Source organism: Hwanghaeella sp. (assembly GCF_965227365.1).
In the GTDB taxonomy this organism is placed as follows: domain Bacteria; phylum Pseudomonadota; class Alphaproteobacteria; order UBA8366; family Aestuariispiraceae; genus Hwanghaeella.
Map to the genome: position 1 here is coordinate 1,550,754 of NZ_OZ245754.1, position 17,501 is coordinate 1,568,254.

The 17,501-nt window shown below is 61.8% G+C and carries 12 protein-coding genes; 4 read left to right on the forward strand and 8 right to left on the reverse strand.

The window, feature by feature from the left end; translation table 11 throughout:
- Window position 1: 1 nt before the first annotated feature.
- The 6 genes from topA to ACQK2G_RS06875 all read right to left on the reverse strand — a co-directional run bounded on the left by topA (window position 2) and on the right by ACQK2G_RS06875 (window position 8,421).
- Window positions 2-2,704 (reverse strand): type I DNA topoisomerase, encoded by a 2,703-nt coding sequence (gene topA, locus ACQK2G_RS06850; protein WP_425404280.1) that lies wholly within the window; start codon window positions 2,702-2,704, stop codon window positions 2-4.
- Between the two features lie 115 nt (window positions 2,705-2,819).
- On the reverse strand, window positions 2,820-3,884 hold the full coding sequence (locus ACQK2G_RS06855; RefSeq protein WP_425404281.1) for a DUF2336 domain-containing protein: 1,065 nt from the start codon (window positions 3,882-3,884) through the stop codon (window positions 2,820-2,822).
- A 400-nt stretch (window positions 3,885-4,284) separates the two neighbouring features.
- Complete coding sequence (gene dprA / locus ACQK2G_RS06860; RefSeq protein ID WP_425404282.1) at window positions 4,285-5,424, reverse strand: DNA-processing protein DprA; 1,140 nt, start codon at window positions 5,422-5,424, stop codon at window positions 4,285-4,287.
- 59 nt (window positions 5,425-5,483) lie between these two features.
- Window positions 5,484-6,098 carry a glycerol-3-phosphate 1-O-acyltransferase PlsY gene (gene plsY, locus ACQK2G_RS06865; protein ID WP_425404283.1) on the reverse strand — a complete coding sequence of 205 codons (615 nt, stop codon included), beginning with the start codon at window positions 6,096-6,098 and terminating at the stop codon, window positions 5,484-5,486.
- A gap of 13 nt (window positions 6,099-6,111) precedes the next feature.
- A complete protein-coding gene (gene pyrC, locus ACQK2G_RS06870; protein WP_425404284.1) occupies window positions 6,112-7,419 on the reverse strand; it encodes a dihydroorotase in 1,308 nt (435 codons plus the stop codon).
- A 3-nt stretch (window positions 7,420-7,422) separates the two neighbouring features.
- Window positions 7,423-8,421, reverse strand: coding sequence for an aspartate carbamoyltransferase catalytic subunit (locus ACQK2G_RS06875; RefSeq protein WP_425404285.1), 999 nt, complete (start codon window positions 8,419-8,421; stop codon window positions 7,423-7,425).
- Between the two features lie 187 nt (window positions 8,422-8,608).
- Here ACQK2G_RS06875 and ACQK2G_RS06880 point away from each other — a divergent pair, with 187 nt between their 5' ends.
- The 4 genes from ACQK2G_RS06880 to ACQK2G_RS06895 all read left to right on the forward strand — a co-directional run bounded on the left by ACQK2G_RS06880 (window position 8,609) and on the right by ACQK2G_RS06895 (window position 16,361).
- Window positions 8,609-9,574: an NAD(P)-dependent oxidoreductase gene (locus ACQK2G_RS06880; RefSeq protein ID WP_425404286.1), complete on the forward strand. Its 966-nt coding sequence runs from the start codon at window positions 8,609-8,611 to the stop codon at window positions 9,572-9,574.
- 169 nt (window positions 9,575-9,743) lie between these two features.
- Window positions 9,744-10,847 (forward strand): diguanylate cyclase, encoded by a 1,104-nt coding sequence (locus ACQK2G_RS06885; protein WP_425404287.1) that lies wholly within the window; start codon window positions 9,744-9,746, stop codon window positions 10,845-10,847.
- A 97-nt stretch (window positions 10,848-10,944) separates the two neighbouring features.
- Complete coding sequence (locus ACQK2G_RS06890) at window positions 10,945-14,145, forward strand: PAS domain S-box protein (protein ID WP_425404288.1); 3,201 nt, start codon at window positions 10,945-10,947, stop codon at window positions 14,143-14,145.
- Entirely contained in the window at window positions 14,142-16,361 is a 2,220-nt protein-coding gene (locus ACQK2G_RS06895; protein WP_425404289.1) for a two-component system response regulator, read from the forward strand. The genes ACQK2G_RS06890 and ACQK2G_RS06895 overlap by 4 nt, the downstream gene beginning before the upstream one ends.
- Here ACQK2G_RS06895 and ACQK2G_RS06900 read toward each other — a convergent pair.
- Window positions 16,342-16,881, reverse strand: coding sequence for a helix-turn-helix transcriptional regulator (locus ACQK2G_RS06900; RefSeq protein ID WP_425404290.1), 540 nt, complete (start codon window positions 16,879-16,881; stop codon window positions 16,342-16,344). The two genes, ACQK2G_RS06895 and ACQK2G_RS06900, sit on opposite strands and share 20 nt — an antisense overlap.
- Entirely contained in the window at window positions 16,878-17,498 is a 621-nt protein-coding gene (locus ACQK2G_RS06905) for a cytochrome b/b6 domain-containing protein (RefSeq protein ID WP_425404291.1), read from the reverse strand. The genes ACQK2G_RS06900 and ACQK2G_RS06905 overlap by 4 nt, the downstream gene beginning before the upstream one ends.
- Window positions 17,499-17,501: the final 3 nt, after the last annotated feature.

Genomic DNA, 17,501 nt, shown 5'->3' on the forward strand with positions numbered 1-17,501 from the left:
ATCAATCCGATCCGGCGGCCGATTTCGCTGCCGCCGCTTTCTTGGCCGCCGCTTTTTTTGCCCCGGCCTTTTTGGCGCCCGACTTTTTGGCGCCAGCCTTTTTAGCCTTGCCCTTCTTCGCCGCGCCTTTCTTGGCCGCACCCTTTTTCGCGGGGCCGCCCTTGGCTGCCTGCTTGGCGGCCTTTTCGGCGAGAAGCCGGACGGCCTCCTCCAGACTGACGGTGTCCGGATCGACGTCGCGCGGGATCGAGGCGTAGAGCTTGCCGTGCTTCACATAGGGACCGAAACGGCCGGCGCCCTGGGTAATGGCCTTGCCGTCCTCGGGATGCTCACCCAGCGAACGGGTGGCGCGCGCCTTACCCTTCTCCCCGGCCTGGGCGATGACTTCCACGGCACGGTTCATGCCGATCGACAGTACATCGTCATCCGCCGGGATCGAGACATAGGCGTTGCCGTGCTTCAGGAACGGTCCGAACCGGCCGACGCCGGCGGTGATCATGGCGCCGCTCTCCGGATGCGTTCCGATTTCCCGCGGCAGGGCCAGCAGGCGCAGGGCAAGATCCAGATCCACGTCGGACGCGGTCATGCCTTTCAGCAGCGAAGCCCGTTTCGGCTTCGGCGGGGCCTTCTTGCCCTTTTCCTTCGGCAATTGCTCACCGACCTGGACGTAGAGGCCGTAGGGTCCTTTCCGCAGACTGACGTCTTCGCCGGTCTCGGGATAGGGTCCCAGGATTTTCGGGTAATTCGCCTCTTCGCCATCTTCCGAACCGTCCTCGCCCAATTGGCGCGTATAGCGGCAATTCGGATAGTTGGAACAGGCGATGAAAGCGCCGTGGCGCCCGAAATTGAGGCTCAGCCGGCCGCCGTCGCAAGCCGGGCAGACGCGGGCGGCTTCGGTGCTGCCGTTCTCGTCCGCCGGGAAGAAGTGGGGGCCGAGTTCGCGGTCGATCGTGTCGCGTACCTCGACACCGGTCAGTTCCTTGGTGTGTTCAGCGATCTTGTAGAAGTTTTCCCAGAACTCGCGCAGCACCTGGCGCCAGTCGCGGCGGCCGTCGGACACGTCGTCCAACTGCTCTTCCAGATCGGCGGTGAAGCCGTATTCGAAGTAACGGTCGAAGAAGCTGGACAGGAAAGCGGTGACGAGGCGACCGCGATCCTCCGGCACGAAACGGCGGCTTTCCAACTGCACGTAGTTCCGGTCCTGCAGCACCTTCAGGATGGAAGCGTAGGTGGACGGACGCCCGATCCCCAGTTCCTCCATCTTTTTCACCAGGCTCGCTTCCGTATAGCGGGGCGGCGGCTGGGTGAAATGCTGCTCCGGGATGACTTCCTTCAAGGTGGAGGCCTCGCCCTCGGTCATGTTGGGCAGGCGGCGTTCGTCATCGTCGTCACTGGCGCGGTCGTCGACATCCTCGAAATACAGTTTCAGGAAACCGTCGAACTTCACGACCGATCCGTTCGCACGGAAGGTCGCGGCGCCGTTTCCGCTTTCGATATCGACCGCGACCCGGTCGATGACCGCGCTTTCCATTTGCGACGCCATGGTCCGCTTCCAGACCAGTTCGTAGAGCCGCTGCTGATCCTTGTCGAGATAACGGGCGACGTCTTCCGGTTTCCGGAAAAGGTCCGTCGGGCGGATCGCCTCGTGCGCTTCCTGCGCGTTCTTGGCCTTGGTGCGGTATACGCGCGGCGAGTCGGGCAGATAGGTGTCGCCGAAAATGTTCTGGATGGCGCGGCGGCATCCGGCGATGGCCTCACCGCTGAGCACGGTGCTGTCGGTACGCATATAGGTGATCAGGCCGACCGTCTCGCCGCCGAGTTCGATGCCTTCATACAGGCGCTGCGCGACGCTCATCGTGCGGCTGGCGCCCATGCCCAGCTTGCGGCTGGCTTCCTGCTGCAGGGTGGAGGTGGTGAAGGGCGGGGCGGGGTTCCGCTTCTGGGTCTTCCGTTCCACCTTGGTGACGGCATAGGGCTGGCCCTCGGCCATGGCGACGGCGCGTTTCGCCGCGGCTTCGCCGCCCAGGTCGAAACGGTCCAGCTTCTTGCCGTCCAGATGGGTCAGGCGCGCCTTGAAGGCCTCGCCCGCGGCCGTCGCCATCAGCGCCTCGACCGACCAGTATTCCTGTGGCCGGAAGGCTTCGATTTCCGCCTCGCGCTCGCAGATCAGGCGCAGGGCGACCGATTGAACGCGGCCGGCGGACCGGGCCCCCGGCAGCTTGCGCCACAGGACCGGCGACAGAGTGAACCCGACCAGGTAGTCCAAGGCGCGGCGCGCCAGATAGGCGTCGATCAGCGCCTGGTCCAGTTCGCGCGGGTGGTCGACCGCCTCGGTAACCGCCTTCTTGGTGATTTCGTGGAAGACGACACGGCTGACATCCATGCCATCGATCACCTTGCGGCGGGCAAGTTCGTCCTTCACATGCCAGGAAATGGCTTCACCTTCGCGATCCGGGTCAGTCGCGAGATAGAGATGCTGCGCGCCTTTGACGGCCTTGGCGATGGTATCGAGCTGTTTCTTGCCGCGGGCGTCGACTTCCCAGCGCATGGCGAAATCGTTGTCTGTGTCGACGGAGCCATCCTTCGCCGGAAGGTCGCGGACATGACCGAAACTGGCGAGAACCTCGAAACCGTCGCCGAGGTATTTATTGATGGTCTTGGCCTTCGCCGGCGATTCGACGACGACTACGCTTTTTTCCGCCATGTAAGGAACCTGGCCCCCGATTGCTCTGTTCAGGACGCGAGGTACTGGCACGGCAGATTGGTTGCCGTCAACTGCTCAAAGAAGTTGCTAATGTCGCAAGCGGCCGGAAAACGCGTCAGTGTCTGGTCGCTTTCGCGGCAATGCACCAGGCATTCACGGTCGATCTGGCGTGATCCTTGGTCACCGCTTCGAAGGCCTCGATTGCCGGCTTAACGAGGTTCTGCTCACGCATCTCCTTCATGGTGCGATGGCCCAGAATTTCGGGCATGACCGTCGTGTACTGGTTGGCGTCCATGCCGAAGGCGCGGCACATGATGCCAAGCGATTCCGCGCCCGATCGCGTCAGCATCGCGCGCGTTTCGACCTCATTCCGGCCGATTACCTCACCGACTGCCGCAATGAAACCGTCCTCGCCCTGCGCCTCCAGGGCGCCGATCAGGCGTTGGGCGTGGTCGCGGCCTTTTTCGTCATACCAGTCGATGCCGGCATCCTCGGCGTTCAGTGCCGCTTCGACGGCGGCGGAGACCGCGTCGCTGATGACCACCCGGTCCAGGTCGTAGTTGCGGTTAATATAGTCGCGCAGGGCATCCCCGACCCAACCGTACATCCGCTTTGCCACGGCCGGCGGCAAATCCCGGCGATGGAGCAAGGGGGCCTGCAGTTCCTCGTCACGGATCGACAGGCGTACCGCTTCACCCAGGCCCCAAGGCGTCATTTCCGCCGACAGGTTCCTAAGCAGATTGATCAAGACTTCGGTATTGGCGGTGGAGACCAGTTTGTCGCTGACCGCGGCGCTGAGGCCCGGACGCTTTGCGACCGCCATCTGGTGCGCGGCGCTGTTGCGGTTGATGATCGAGATCAGATGCTCATCCTCCAACTGTGTGGAATGCACCAGGATCGGGTAGGCGACATTGATGACGTCGTTGGCGAGGAAATCCAGCAGGTCCTGGGGCACGTCGACTCGCTCGGCCAGGTAATCCGCGATGTATCGGCGAATCTGAACTTCGACCTGGCCGATCAGTTTGCGCAGAATGTCGAAGGTGAGGGCGAGTTCTTCCTCGTTCAGGTCGGCCCGCGAATCCAGACACATCTTGGCGATTGACGCTGCCAGCCCGCCCTTGCCATCAACAGCTCTTTGATGGGCGAGTTTCAACAATCTCTCGTACGACGCGGAACCCATTTTTTTCGCACTAACCGATCCGTCCGGTATCCCCATCCCGGACTTTCTGTTCGCTTGAGCGTTACCCGCGTCGTCTGACATCAAACTGGACATTGCAGACACCCCAAAACACAACGGTAACAGCCGCTTCAAAACTGTCGGATCAAGGGGTGCAAGACGCACTGACGGCGGGACTAAATCGTATCGGGCCCTGCCCGAAATGGCTTCTCCCTAACAGCACATCGGTGCCGGCCGCAATGGCCTTCACCCGTGCCCCGTCTCCCCCAAACCTCAGCAACGAGTATGCGTGCGAAGTGTAAACTTATTGTTAACAAGCACGCCAAATTTCAACCACGGTTAACATATCCGCGTATGAAGAACTAGCTAAAATGTGTGAGAGGAGTCTGATTTTACGATCTTATTAGCGTGATATGAATCCGCCAGGGTGCCGGGTGAGCGTTCCGGCCAGCTCCATTTCCAGCAAGACGGCGTTAACCAATGGCGCGGGAAGGCGCAGTTCCCTGATCAAGCTGTCGACGGCCACCGGCGTGCTGCTCAAGCCGCGTTCGACCTGATCATGGGCGGTCAGGATTTCACTCTCATCCGGTTCGTCTCCGCCCGATGTCATGATCTCGGAAAGGCCCGTTCCCGCTGTCTGACCCGGGCGATCGCCGAAAGAGGCGGGCATGTCCTGCAGAATATCGTCCGCGCTCTGCACCAATGTCGCGCCGTCGCGGATCAGGTCGTTGCAACCGGTGCCGCGGACATCCATCGGCGCGGCGGGGGCGGCGAAAACGGTGCGGCCCTGTTCGGCGGCCCGGCGCGCCGTGATCAGGGAGCCGGATTTGCGCTTGGCCTCGATCACCGCAACGGCCAGCGAAAGGCCGGATATGATCCGGTTACGGCGCGGGAAATGCCGGGCCAGCGGTTGCATGCCCGGCGGCATTTCGGAAATCACGGCGCCGCGCTCCACCAGGGCCTTGTGGAGGGCTTCGTTCTCTGGCGGGAATACCACGTCCACGCCACCGGCGAGGACGGCAATCGTGCCGGTTTCAAGCGCACCTTCATGCGCGGCGGTGTCGATTCCCCGGGCCATGCCGGATGCAATCGTGAAGCCGGCATGACCGAGATCGGCGGCCAATTTGCGCGCGAAGCCCTTGCCGGCGACCGACGCGTTGCGCCCGCCGACCATGCCGATGCAGTCGGATTGCAGCAGGTCCGGATCGCCCAGCACGTAAAGGAAAGGCGGCGCATCGTCGATCGCGGCCAGCGGATGCGGATAGCCGTCGCAACCTAAATGCAGATCCACGGCGCCCAGTCGCTCGGCGGCGTGCCGTTCCCGCTCGATATCTTCCGGTGACGCGACGCGGTGACCGCGAGCCCGGCCGCCGCGGCGGACCAGTTCGGGCAAGGCGTCCAGCGCCGCGCATCCCGAGCCGTATCGGTGCAGCAACTGCCGGAAAGTGACCGGACCGACATTCTCCGTCCGTGCCAGTCGGAAACGGGCAATACGTTCCTGATCAGACAGTGGATGGTCGGTGTTTGTCGCCTCATCGCTCATGCCCAATCCTCGACCGGGCGGCGATGCGAGTCAACGTAAAGGCGATCAGATTATTCGATTCAACTTTTACGTTTGAAGCTGATCTTGCTCTCTTCGCCGGCGATCAGGCGGCCGATATTCTGGTGATGCCTGATCCAGCCGAGGGCCGCCAGCACGGCGGCTGCGACCGAGACGTGCTCCAGGTCCAGGCCCCAGGCGATTGCCGGGGCGGCGAGCAGCGCCGCCAGGGCCGAAGCTGAGGAATAACGGGTCGCCAGGGCGACCAGCAGCCAGACCAGACAGGCGCCGAGCCCCACCGACGGGGCGATGGAGATCAGGACGCCGAGCGTTGTCGCGACGCCCTTGCCGCCCTTGAAACGGAGCCAGACCGGAAAATTGTGCCCGAAGACGGCGGCGACGCCGGCGAGAATGCCGGCGACAGGGCCTGCCAGATAGGCGGCGATCAGGACGGCGATGGCGCCCTTGCCGCTGTCCAGCAGCAGCGTCGCGGCGGCAAGGCCCTTGTTGCCGGTGCGCAGGACATTGGTCGCGCCGATATTGCCGGACCCGATCTGGCGCAGGTCGCCGTGGCCGGCCAACCGCGTCAGCACGAGGCCGAAGGGAATCGAGCCGAACAGGTAACCGCAGGCAAGCGCCAGGGCGGAAATCTCCAAGGGTGGCAGGGTGCCGTTCATGCGCCGTCGGACCTTACAGCGGGGCGTCGGACGCGCGGTACAGCGTCCGGCCGTCGACGATGGTCATCAGCACCTTGCCCTGGACAGGACGCTTGTCGAAGGGCGTGTTCTTCGACCGGCTCTTCATCTGGGTCTCGTCGATCTGCCAGGGGCGATCCGGGTCGAAGACGACAAGGTCGGCCGGCGCTCCCCGGCGCAGTCTTCCGGCCTTCAGGCGCAGAAGATCGGCGGGTTTGCAGGTCACCGCGGCCAGGGCCTCCAACAGGGACATGTGCCGGTTGTGGTACAGTTCCAGCGTCAGCGGCAGCAAAGTCTCCAGACCGATGATGCCGAAGGAGGCCTGCGGGAAGGGCAGGCGTTTGGAATCCTGGTCATGCGGGGCGTGATCGCTGGCAATCGCGTCGATCGTGCCGTCGGCGATGGCGGCGACGACCGCTTGGCGGTCCGCCTCGTCGCGCAAGGGCGGCGAAACCTTGGCGAAAGTCCGATAGTTGCCGATCGCGGTCTCGTTCAACGCGAAATAATGCGGGGCGGTATCGCAAGTGACCGGCAGGCCCTGGGCCTTCGCCTTGCGGATCGCGTCCAGCGCGTCCGACGTCGTCACATGGGCGAAATGAAAGCGGGTGCCGGACATGGCGGCCAGGCGCAAGTCGCGCTCGACCATGATGACTTCCGCCTCGCGCGGGATACCGGCCAGGCCCAGACGGCTCGACAGCTCGCCCTTGTTCATCAGCCCGCCGTCGGCCAGCGTCGGTTCTTCCGGGTGTTGCACGATCATCGCATCGAACGCTTCCGCATATTTCAGCGCGCGTGACAGCGTCTTGGCGTTGGTGGTCGGCTTCTCGCCGTCGGTGAAAGCGACGACACCGGCATCCGACAGCAGGCCGATTTCCGTCAATTCCTTACCCTGCATCCCCTTGGTGAGGGCGGCATAGCAGTTGATTTTCACCTTTTTGGCTTCGCGGGCGCGCCGGGCGATGAATTCCACCACCGGCACGTCGTCGATCGCCGGTTCCGTATTCGGCAGGCAGGCCAGCTGGGTGACCCCGCCGGCCAGCGCGGCGTCGCCGGCGCTGTTGATGTCTTCCAGATGTTCCTGGCCCGGTTCGCGCAGCTGCACACGCATATCCACAAGGCCGGGGGCGAGGCATAGTCCCTCGCAATCGACGACCTGGCGCACCGACGGCGCGCCGCCCTTGAACAGATGGGCGCCGAAATCGGCGATCTTGCCGTCCTCGACCAGCAACGCGCCGGTTTCGTCCAGGCCGGTGGCCGGGTCCAGCAGGCGGGCATTCAGATAGGCTATGCGTCCGGCGGGCATGGTCTAGTTCCCCCCGTCGGTTGCGGTCGGATCGACGAACGTGTCGGTTCCCGGCCGGGCCTGGTTGCGTGTCAGAATGTCGATGCAGGCCATGCGCACGGCGACGCCCATTTCGACCTGCTGACGGATCACGGAGCGGTCGATGTCGTCGGCCAGTTCCGAAGCGATCTCCACGCCGCGATTCATCGGGCCGGGATGCATCACGAAGGCATCCGGCTTGGCATAGCCGAGCTTTTCCGCATCCAACCCGAAGTAACGGTAATATTCACGGACCGACGGCACGAAGCTGCCCTGCATGCGTTCCAGCTGCAGGCGCAGCATCATCACCACATCGCAATCGGCCAAGCCCTTGCGCATATCCGTGAAGACCTCGACCCCGAACCGGTCTATGGCCGGCGGCAGCAGGGTCGGCGGCGCCACGACGCGGACGCGCGCGCCCATGGTCTGCAGCAGATGGATGTTCGACCGGGCGACGCGGCTATGGGCGATGTCGCCGCAGATCGCGACGGTCAGGTTGTTCAGGCGGCCAATGCGGCGGCGGATGGTCAGCGCGTCCAGCAACGCCTGGGTCGGGTGTTCGTGGCTGCCGTCGCCGGCATTGATGACGGAACAGTTGACCTTCTGGGACAGCAGTTCGACCGCCCCCGAATCAGCGTGGCGCACGACCAGCACATCCGGGTGCATCGCGTTCAGGGTCATCGCCGTGTCGATCAGCGTCTCACCCTTCTTTATCGCGCTGGTGGCGACCGACATGTTGATCACGTCCAGGCCCAGACGCTTGCCGGCTAGCTCGAAGGACGTCCGCGTGCGCGTTGAATTTTCAAAGAAAAGATTGATCAGCGTGCGGCCGTGTAGCAGGTCCCGCGTCTTGTCCGCCTGGCGGTTCTGCTCGACATAGCCGTCGGCCGTATCCAGCAATAACGTGATTTCCGAGGCCGAAAGGCCTTCCATGCCGAGAATATGCTCGTGGGGGAAAACCGATGTGGAAAGGGCGCTTGTCATCGGGCGGCGACTATACGCCGGAGTCCGGTGAACGCAATGGGAATGTCGCCCTGTCGGCAATCGAAATGCGGGGGCCGTGAATTTGCTTCACACAGGGGTCTTTCATTCGAGGGCTGCGGTACCAGGGCGAACCGGTCATGATCCGGGCCGCCTGTGGTTTCAGTAAATATTGGGAAGGAATTAGCGGATGAAGGTCGGTTTTATCGGATTGGGGAATGTCGGCGGCAAACTGGCCGGCAGCCTGTTGCGCAATGGCCCCGACAATGGGCTTCATCTGACCGTGCGGGATCTCGACCGCGCCGCCGCGGACCCCTTCCTGGCGAAAGGTGCCGCCTGGGGCGAAAGTCCGAAGGCGATGGCGGCCGAATGCGACATCGTCATCACCTGCCTGCCCAGCCCGGCGATCTGTTCCGCCGTCGTCGAAGGGCCGGAAGGCATCCTGGAAGGGCTTTCCGACGGTAAAATCTGGGCGGAGATGTCGACAACGGACGAGGGCGAGGTGAAACGGCTGGGCGCGAAGGTCGAAGCGATCGGCGCCCATCCGGTCGACTGTCCGGTTTCCGGCGGTTGCCATCGCGCGGCGACCGGCAATATCGCGATACTGGCCGGTTGCGACCGCGCCACTTTCGAGAAGATGCTGCCCATTCTGACGCTGATGGGACGGCGGATCCTGCATACCGGCGCCCTCGGCACCGCGTCCGCCCTGAAAGTCGTCACGAACTTCCTGGCCACCGCCAATCTTGTCAGTCTGGCCGAAGCCCTGACCACCTGCAAACTGTCGGGGATGGACATGAATATCGCCTTCGAGGGCATCAAGATCTCGTCGGGAAACTCGTTCGTTCACGAGACCGAAAGCCAGGTCATCCTGAACGGTTCGCGGGACATCAACTTCACCATGGAACTGGTCCTGAAGGATATCGGCCTGTTCCAGCAGATTGCCGAGAAATCGGGCGCGAAGCTCGATCTGTCCCCGCTGTTGATCGAGATCTTCAAGGACGGAATCGCGAAATATGGCGGCGACGAGTGGTCGCCCAATATCATCCGCAGGTATGAGGAATCCGCCGGAATCAAGGTCCTCGCCCCCGGCTTCCCGCCTGAAATCCTGGACGATGAGCCTGAGGAACGGGGATACGAAGTGGTCGCGATGCGCTGACCCCGTCGCCTTTCGGCCCCCGCTTTCGTGGTCCCCTTAGGCTGTTACGGCCGTGTCCGGCATTTCAGCTGAATCATCCGAGACATTGATCCAGGTTAATCCTTATTTAATTCGATTTGTTCTAATGTAGCAGGAGGTCAAATAAGGTTGGAATGACGAGGGGACGGGAATGGTTCGCGCCGGTCAACCTGTCGAAAACGCGTGGCGTGCCGAGGGGGCAAAACCTTCGGACGACCTTTTTGCGTCCTATGTGTTCAAGCTGTTCGTATCGGGGCTGCTTCTAAGCATCGCCGAATTATCCTTCAGCCTCGATTGGCTGAAGTCGATCCCGGTCTGGGTGCTCGCGGTGCGGATTGCCATGACACTTCTCCTGGCGGGTTATTGTGTCGCGTTACTGGGAAAGGGCGACTTTTCCAGATACGCCATTTGGGTCGCGGCGTTGTTTTTCATCCTGATGCAGGTCACGAACCAATACAGTGAATCACTTGAAAACATAGCAATTTTCACAAGCGTGACCCTGCTTGCCGGGGCGACGTTGGCGACCCGGATGCGGGACCTGCACATCTTTTTCGCCGCAACCTTTCTTGCCTTCCTGCCCACGGCCTTGTTCCGGTTCGAGCCGGTCATCTTCATCGGACTTGCCATCCTGTTCGCCTTTGCCGGCTTTTTCGGACTGATCTTCTTCCGCTATCGAACCAGCCTCGCCGTCGCCCTGTCCGTCCTGGGGAAATCGGTGCTGCAGGACAGGTTGACCGGGGTCGGCAACAGGCGCGCCTATGACGAGGCGGTGGCGGCTTTGATGGAGAACTACAGGCGCAATCAGATGCGCTTCGCGCTGCTGCTGATCGATATCGATCACTTCAAGCGGGTGAACGATCGTTTCGGTCACGATGTCGGCGATGTCGTGCTGACCCGCGTGGCCGACTGCATACGGCAATGCATTCGTGTGTCCGATTTGAGCTTCGCACATATCGAAGGTCTGTACCGTTTCGGTGGTGAGGAGTTTGTCGTCCTGCTGCCCGGCGCCGGCCGCAGCAACGCCTGCCGTGCCGCGGAACGTATTCGCAAACAGGTGGAAACGGCCGCCTTTTTCGCGGACGAGGAACAAGAACAGCGGATCGACGTGACGATTTCCATCGGCGTCGCAACGTCCCGAGACGGTGCCGATGTCCACAATCTGTTCAAGGATGCCGATCAGGCCCTGTATGCGGCGAAGAATGCCGGCCGCAACCGGGTGGAGGCGGCTGCGGACGATTTGGGCATGGCCGCCTGACCATGATGCGGCGGGACCGAGACAGGGTATGCCGGGATCGACCCTTCCGGCTAGTTCGAGCCGAACGGCGTTTTTCGCCTAAAGAGTAGAGTGCGATATGGAGCTTTCCAACGAGGCCTATCTGACCCAGGCGGTTTTTCGTTTCCTGGCTTTCGGCGCGGCCGCGGGGGTCCTGCTTTGGAACCGGGGCGCGCCCTCGTTCCGGCAGGGCGGATACCATCTTGTCCTGTTCGGACTGCTCACGATCTTCCTGGCCAGCCTTTTGGATTCGATCGACCGTACTGCCTATGGCCATGCCATCGTCGAGTCCCTGGGGATCGGGACATTCATCCGCCCGATGATCTTCTATTTCGGCTATGCCGCGGCGACCCTGGTCCTCTGCATCGGAATCATCGCCTGGGCCTTTCAGATCCGTGAGAACGACAAGACCGCGCAGCGGCTATATGTGGCGGAGGAAGGCAACCGCCTGCTCGTCGAACGGTTCAACACGGTGTCCGACCTCAGCCGCGTGTGGCTTTGGGAAACGAATGCCAAGGGGCGGCTTACCTATATCTCTGATGCGATCGAGAAAGTGGGCGGATACCCGGCCGATCAGTATGTTGACCGGCCGCATGAGGAACTGCACTGGTTGGCGATAGACCAGCACGATCGATCCTGGGCCTTGGAAAAATTCGCCGCGCGGGAAGCCTACAAGGATCTGCGTTACGATTTGCGACGGCCGGACGGCGAACTCCGCCATCTGTCGGTGGATGGCTTCCCGCTGTTGTCGGAAGATGGGGAATTCCTGGGCTATCGGGGGGTCGGACGAGATGTAACCGCGGAAACCGCCACCCGTAGGGCATTGAACACGATCTCGGAAGGACTCGGCGGGTCCACAGGCGAGGACTATCTGCTGCAACTGGCCGAGCGTCTTTCAAAATCGTCCCAGTTCGACTTCGTGTTCATCGGCCGCTTGCATGAAGACGGCGACCGGATCGAGGTCGTTTCCGGTGTCGGTGACGGCCGCAAGCTGCATGGTTTCGATTACAATATTGCCGCTTCGCCCTGCGGTGACGTTATCGGCAAATCGACGGTCTGCGTGCCGAAAGGCGTGGCGGCATCCTATCCGAACGATGAACTTCTGAAGGATTGGGGGATCGAGGGGTATCTGGGCGTTCCCCTGGCGCGGCGCGACGGAACGCCGATCGGTGTCGTTGCCTGCCTTAGCCGGCGGCCGATCGCGGATGTCGACAGCACGCGGCGGATCGCGGAAAGTTTCGCCGATCGGGCGGCGCTGGAACTGGAACGACGGCAGATGGAGATCGATCTGCTTGATGAGCGCGACCGCCTGCGTGAGGCGCTGAATATCGGCCGGATGGGCTATTACTATTCCTATGTCGGCGTCGATCGGGTGCATTGGTCCGACAGCCTGTTCGAGATCGCCGGTATCGAACCCCGTGAACTGACCACATCGACGATCAAGAACCTGATCCACCCCGATGATGTGGATGGCTTCTACAGCGCACGGCAGAGAGCGATCGACGAAGGCAGGCCCTATAGAACGGAAGTGCGCGTCATACACCCGAATGGTGATGTCGTCTGGTGGGCATTGACGGGAACACCGCAATGCGACGGCGACGGAAATGTCGTGAACATTTTCGGCATCGTTCAGGAGGTCACGGCGCGCAAGCGAACCGAATTGGCCCTGCAGGAAGCGCAGCAATCAGTTCACGACGCTTTTCAGGAACTGCGCAGTGCGATCCATGCCCTGCCTTTCTCGGTCGTCATCTACGACAAGGACCTTCGAAAGATCGTCCATAACGACGCCTATCGGGAACTGCTCGGCTATACGACCGAGGAAATGTGGAAGCTGGAAACGCTGGAGGACATCCTGCGGTATGAAGTGGAGGTCAAGAAGACCTTCGGCGACCAGACGGTGGAAGATGTCTATGCCGACGTCGTCTCGAAACTGGACAAGGATCAGCCCTATTTCGGTCGCGAATACTGGCCGACCCGCAAGGTCCATATCGAACGCCGCATTGCGCCGCTTCCCTCGGGCGGTTGGATCTTCGCGCTTGTCGACATCACCGATCTACAGGATGCGCGGCGGGAATTGGAGAAACTGAACGCCGATCTCGAACGGATGGTTGCCGAGCGGACGCGGCAGTTGCAGTCCAGCGAGGAGAGATATCGCGATATCGCGGAAACCTCGGCCGACCGGTTCTGGGAATTGGACGCCGATCTTCGGGTCAGGTCGATTTCAGACAGTTTCGAAGCTTTCGACGGGGCCGACCCGGCGGAAATCATCGGAACCTCCGTTGGCGATTTCATGGCGCGAACCCAGGTCGGGAAGGAAGACTATGCGCGTGTGATGGAAAGTTTCAAAAGCCACAAACCGTTCCGAAACATGCCTTTGACCAGAACCGTGAACGGTAACGTTCAGCACTTGGTCGTTTCCGGAAACCCGCTTTTCGAGAAGGGGGAATTCGCCGGATACAGGGGAACCAGTTCCGACGTCACACGCCTGCGCCTGGCGCAGGAAGAATTGATGGAATCCGAAAAGCTGGCGTCGCTCGGGCGCTTGGTTGCGGGTGTGGCGCATGATGTGAATACGCCGGTCGGCAATGCGCTGACGGTGTCGAGCAGCCTCGAGGAAACCGTCCAGGAATTGCAGCAGGCTGTGGCCGAGGGGAAACTGTCACGGCAGCGCTTCGATCACTTCCTGGAAAATGTCGGCAGCGCCAGCAAGCTGATCCGCACGAACCTGGAACGCGGCGCGAAACTGATCCGGAACTTCAAGCAGGTCGCGGTCGATCAAACCAGCGAGAACCGGCGCGACTTCGAGGTTTCCGAATTGATCGACGAAGTCGTCACGACGTTGCAGCCGCTGTTCAAGGGGAACAAGCATATCGTTTCCCTGCATGTGCCCGATAAGATCTTGATGAACAGCTTCCCCGGGCCGCTGGGGCAGGTCATCACCAATCTTGTGGAGAATGCTGCGGTTCACGCCTTCCCGGAAGGGGCGGAGGGCAATATCGGTGTGTTCGCGGAACGCTGCTCTGGCGAACGGGTCCGGATCCAGGTTCGGGACGACGGGCGCGGCGCATCCCCGGACCTGCAGAAGAACATGTTCGAACCGTTCTTTACGACGCGCCTGAACAGTGGCGGCAGCGGTTTGGGGCTGACGATAGTCCATAATATTGTTACGGGTATTCTGGGTGGGACGATCGATGTTGAAAGTGCGGAAGGCGAAGGGACGGCCATTATCATGGAATTGCCTTTGAAGGCGCCAGCGCATGCGACGACGGCGGAACAATGAACGAAGATTTTCTCAGCACGCTGGGCGATGAAACCGCGGAAGAAGACGTTGGGAACTGGCGAATTCTTGTCGTCGACGATGACAAGGATGTCCATGAGGCGACGGAACTGGTCCTCAAACGGCGCGTGATCCAGGGCCGCAAACTGGAACTCCTGCATGCCTATGACGCGAAAGAGGCCCTGGAGGTGCTGCGCCGGTCACAGAACGTCTCCGTTATCCTGCTGGATGTGGTCATGGAAACCCCGACCGCGGGCCTGGATATCGTCGAGCGGATCCGGAACGAGTTCGAGATGACTTCGGTGCGGATCATCCTACGCACCGGACAACCCGGATACGCGCCGGAAACGGACGTTATCGAGCGGTATGACATCAACGACTATCATACCAAGTCGGAACTGACGGCGGCGCGACTGGTCACGTCGATCACCGCCGCTTTGCGTGCCTTTCAGCAGGTCGAAACGATCGAAGCCAGCAAGGCCGGACTGGCCAAAATCGTCTCCGGCTCGTCCGATCTACTGTCCAACCGGTCGCTACGGGAATTCGCCGAAGGCGTTCTGCTCCAGATCAACAGATTGCTCGACGTGAAAAGCGACGAAGGCATCGTCGTCGTCCGCCGGCGATGCGACGAGGGAGAATTGGAAGTTCTCGCCTGGGCCGGAAAAGGAGTGGGCGGCACCGATGGGAATGGGGCCGCCGATGATGCGCATGTTCTGATCGATAGTCTGGAAGACGGCTCGTTGAGGGACGTGGTGCGCGAGGCCTTGGACGCGAAGGAGACCAGAAGTCACGGGCGATATGTCGGTTTGTTCATCGGCCGCGCGGATGCGGCGGATATCGTCGTCGCGCTGCATCTGGAAAATCCGCTGCAGGAGTTGGATCGTCATTTGCTTGAGGTCTTTACGACGAATATCGCCACCGGTTTCGATAACATAGATCTGTTCGTGCAAATGCAGCGCATGGCAAACCGCGATGCGCTGACCGGCGCGTTCAGCCGGACCGGCTTGTTATCGCATATGCGCGACAATACCGGGGAATACTCCTTCGTTGTGCTGATCGATATCGACGATTTTCAGAACGTGAATGACGGATTGGGCATTGCGACGGGCAATAGCGTGTTGGTGGAACTCTGCGACCGGTTGACCAATGCTTTTCCCGGTTGCCTGATCGCCCGTCTCTATGCGGATGTTTTTGCCGTCGTCTTTGGCACGGAAACGACGCCGCCATTGGCGGACCTGGCGCCGAAGCTGGATCATGTCGTCGAAACGCCGATCGTGGTGAACGGCGACAGTGTCGCGCTGCGCGGCGCCTATGGTGCTTCCGAAGTCGTCGAGGGCCTGGACCCGGAATCGGTGATCCAGCGGGCGTTGCTGGCCACGAAACAGGCCAAGGTCACCGCCGCGTCGCGGATCAAGCGGTTCGATGCGGAAATGGAAACGCTCGCGGTCAGGCGCCGGGAGATTGCATCCGGCCTGCAGCAGGCGATCGAGAAGCAGCAGTTCGAGATCCACTACCAGCCGATCATCTCGATGGCGACGATGCAGCCCGCCGGGTTCGAGGCGCTGATCCGGTGGCACAGCGATGACGGTCCCGTATCGCCCGGCGAATTCATCCCCATTGCCGAGACGTCCGGCATGATCATCCCGATGGGGATCTGGCTGATCGATCAGGTTGCCGCCGATATCGACGTTATCCGCACACAAATCCCCAACGCTTATGTCAGTATCAATGTGTCGGGCCGGCAGATCGAGGAGGGCCGGACCCTGACACAGTTGCGGCATGTGCTGGGGGGACATAGCTGGCCGGCCGAGACGATTTCTGTGGAGATCACCGAGTCGCTCGCGATGGAGGAGGAAAGTTTCCCCATCGCCGATCGGTTGAACGCAATCCGTGACATGGGGATGGGCCTGTCCATCGACGATTTCGGCACCGGGCATTCTTCGCTGGTCCGGCTGAAGGAAATGCCGGTCACGCAAATCAAGATCGACCGCAGTTTCGTGCTTGGCATGGAAAGCGACAATCGGCGCCGGGCGATCGTGCGCAAGGTCATCGATCTTGCCCGCGAATTGGATCTGGACCTTGTCGCCGAGGGGATCGAGACCGAGGACCATGTGCAATTGCTGCAGGAATTCGGCTGCCCCAAGGTTCAGGGATACTACTTCGGCCGACCCATGCCCCTTGCCGAGGCGCTGGACCATCTCAAGGGGAAGGGGACATAGACGCGCCGGTATCCATCCCCTGCGCGAACAGCTCTTCCAGGAAGACACTCAACAACTGGGCGCGGCCGTCGACGCCGGCCTTGGCGTAGATTTTGGCGCTCTGGGCGCGGACCGTGCCGGGGGCGGTGCCGCGCATTTCGGCGATGGTTTCGTTTTCGACGCCTTTCAGGATCATCAGGGCAACGTCGCGTTCCGACGGCGTTAGGGCCCATTGGTCGAAGAAATGGTCGACCAGGGCGGCCATCTCCCCGCGCGCGGCGCGCAGGCCCGTCTCCATGGAGGCAACCCGCTGCAGCATGATCCGCAATTCCACCATCAGGAAGATCACGCCGGCCACCAGCGCGACAGCGACCGCTGCCTCGATCGCCAGATGCAGTTCGACCCGGCCGTCGCCGCCTTGCAGGTCGATAATAACGTCACCGATGAAGAACAACGCGCAAAGGGACTGAAACAGGATGATGACGGCGAGCGTCGCCGCCCGCCGTTCCTGTGTCAAAACCGGCAACAGCCTGGAGATCATTCGCGCCTCTCTCCCTCCATCGGGACTCCTTCCGGTATCCGCTTCCTGCCGTCCACCATGGCCCGGACCAGCGGCACGCCGGACCGCCAGGTATCGAAGAATACACCCGCCACATGCAGTGCGACCGATGCCATCAGCCAGCCGAAGGCGGCTTCGTGCACTTCCTCGACCCATTCCATGCCAAAGAAGGTCACGGTGCCCATCATATAGCCGGTTACGCCGAGTGCCGCGACCGTCGCCCAGATGTTGTAGACCATCAACGCGCCGATCGGATTGTGGGAAAGATGGACCGTCCGCTCGCCGCGGGCCAAGGCCGCAAGATGCCGCAGCGCGCGGACCGGACTGGGCGGGAAGGCGCTGAACCGGGCCTGCCGCGTGCCGATCAGGCCCCAGAGAAGACGCACGGCGACGAGGCCGAGGGCGGCATAGCCGACCCATTCATGCAGCGCGCTTTCCTCGTCGGTGAACAGACTGTTGACCACGACGGCGAGCGCCAGCGACCAGTGGATCAGTCGCACCAACGGGTCCCAGACGGGGACGGTGCGGGCGGGGAAGGGGTGTTCCGGGGTGAGGCGGGCGCCGGGGCGCCCGCCATGATTGGTGTCGATCGAAGCCATGGC

Excerpts from the sequence above, each read along its gene's own strand:
- topA (WP_425404280.1), bottom strand. The coding sequence starts at position 2,704 with ATGGCGGAAAAAAGCGTAGTCGTCGTCGAATCGCCGGCGAAGGCCAAG.
- ACQK2G_RS06855 (WP_425404281.1), bottom strand. The coding sequence starts at position 3,884 with ATGGGTTCCGCGTCGTACGAGAGATTGTTGAAACTCGCCCATCAAAGA.
- dprA (WP_425404282.1), bottom strand. The coding sequence starts at position 5,424 with ATGAGCGATGAGGCGACAAACACCGACCATCCACTGTCTGATCAGGAA.
- plsY (WP_425404283.1), bottom strand. The coding sequence starts at position 6,098 with ATGAACGGCACCCTGCCACCCTTGGAGATTTCCGCCCTGGCGCTTGCC.
- pyrC (WP_425404284.1), bottom strand. The coding sequence starts at position 7,419 with ATGCCCGCCGGACGCATAGCCTATCTGAATGCCCGCCTGCTGGACCCG.
- ACQK2G_RS06875 (WP_425404285.1), bottom strand. The coding sequence starts at position 8,421 with ATGACAAGCGCCCTTTCCACATCGGTTTTCCCCCACGAGCATATTCTC.
- ACQK2G_RS06880 (WP_425404286.1), top strand. The coding sequence starts at position 8,609 with ATGAAGGTCGGTTTTATCGGATTGGGGAATGTCGGCGGCAAACTGGCC.
- ACQK2G_RS06885 (WP_425404287.1), top strand. The coding sequence starts at position 9,744 with ATGGTTCGCGCCGGTCAACCTGTCGAAAACGCGTGGCGTGCCGAGGGG.
- ACQK2G_RS06890 (WP_425404288.1), top strand. The coding sequence starts at position 10,945 with ATGGAGCTTTCCAACGAGGCCTATCTGACCCAGGCGGTTTTTCGTTTC.
- ACQK2G_RS06895 (WP_425404289.1), top strand. The coding sequence starts at position 14,142 with ATGAACGAAGATTTTCTCAGCACGCTGGGCGATGAAACCGCGGAAGAA.
- ACQK2G_RS06900 (WP_425404290.1), bottom strand. The coding sequence starts at position 16,881 with ATGATCTCCAGGCTGTTGCCGGTTTTGACACAGGAACGGCGGGCGGCG.
- ACQK2G_RS06905 (WP_425404291.1), bottom strand. The coding sequence starts at position 17,498 with ATGGCTTCGATCGACACCAATCATGGCGGGCGCCCCGGCGCCCGCCTC.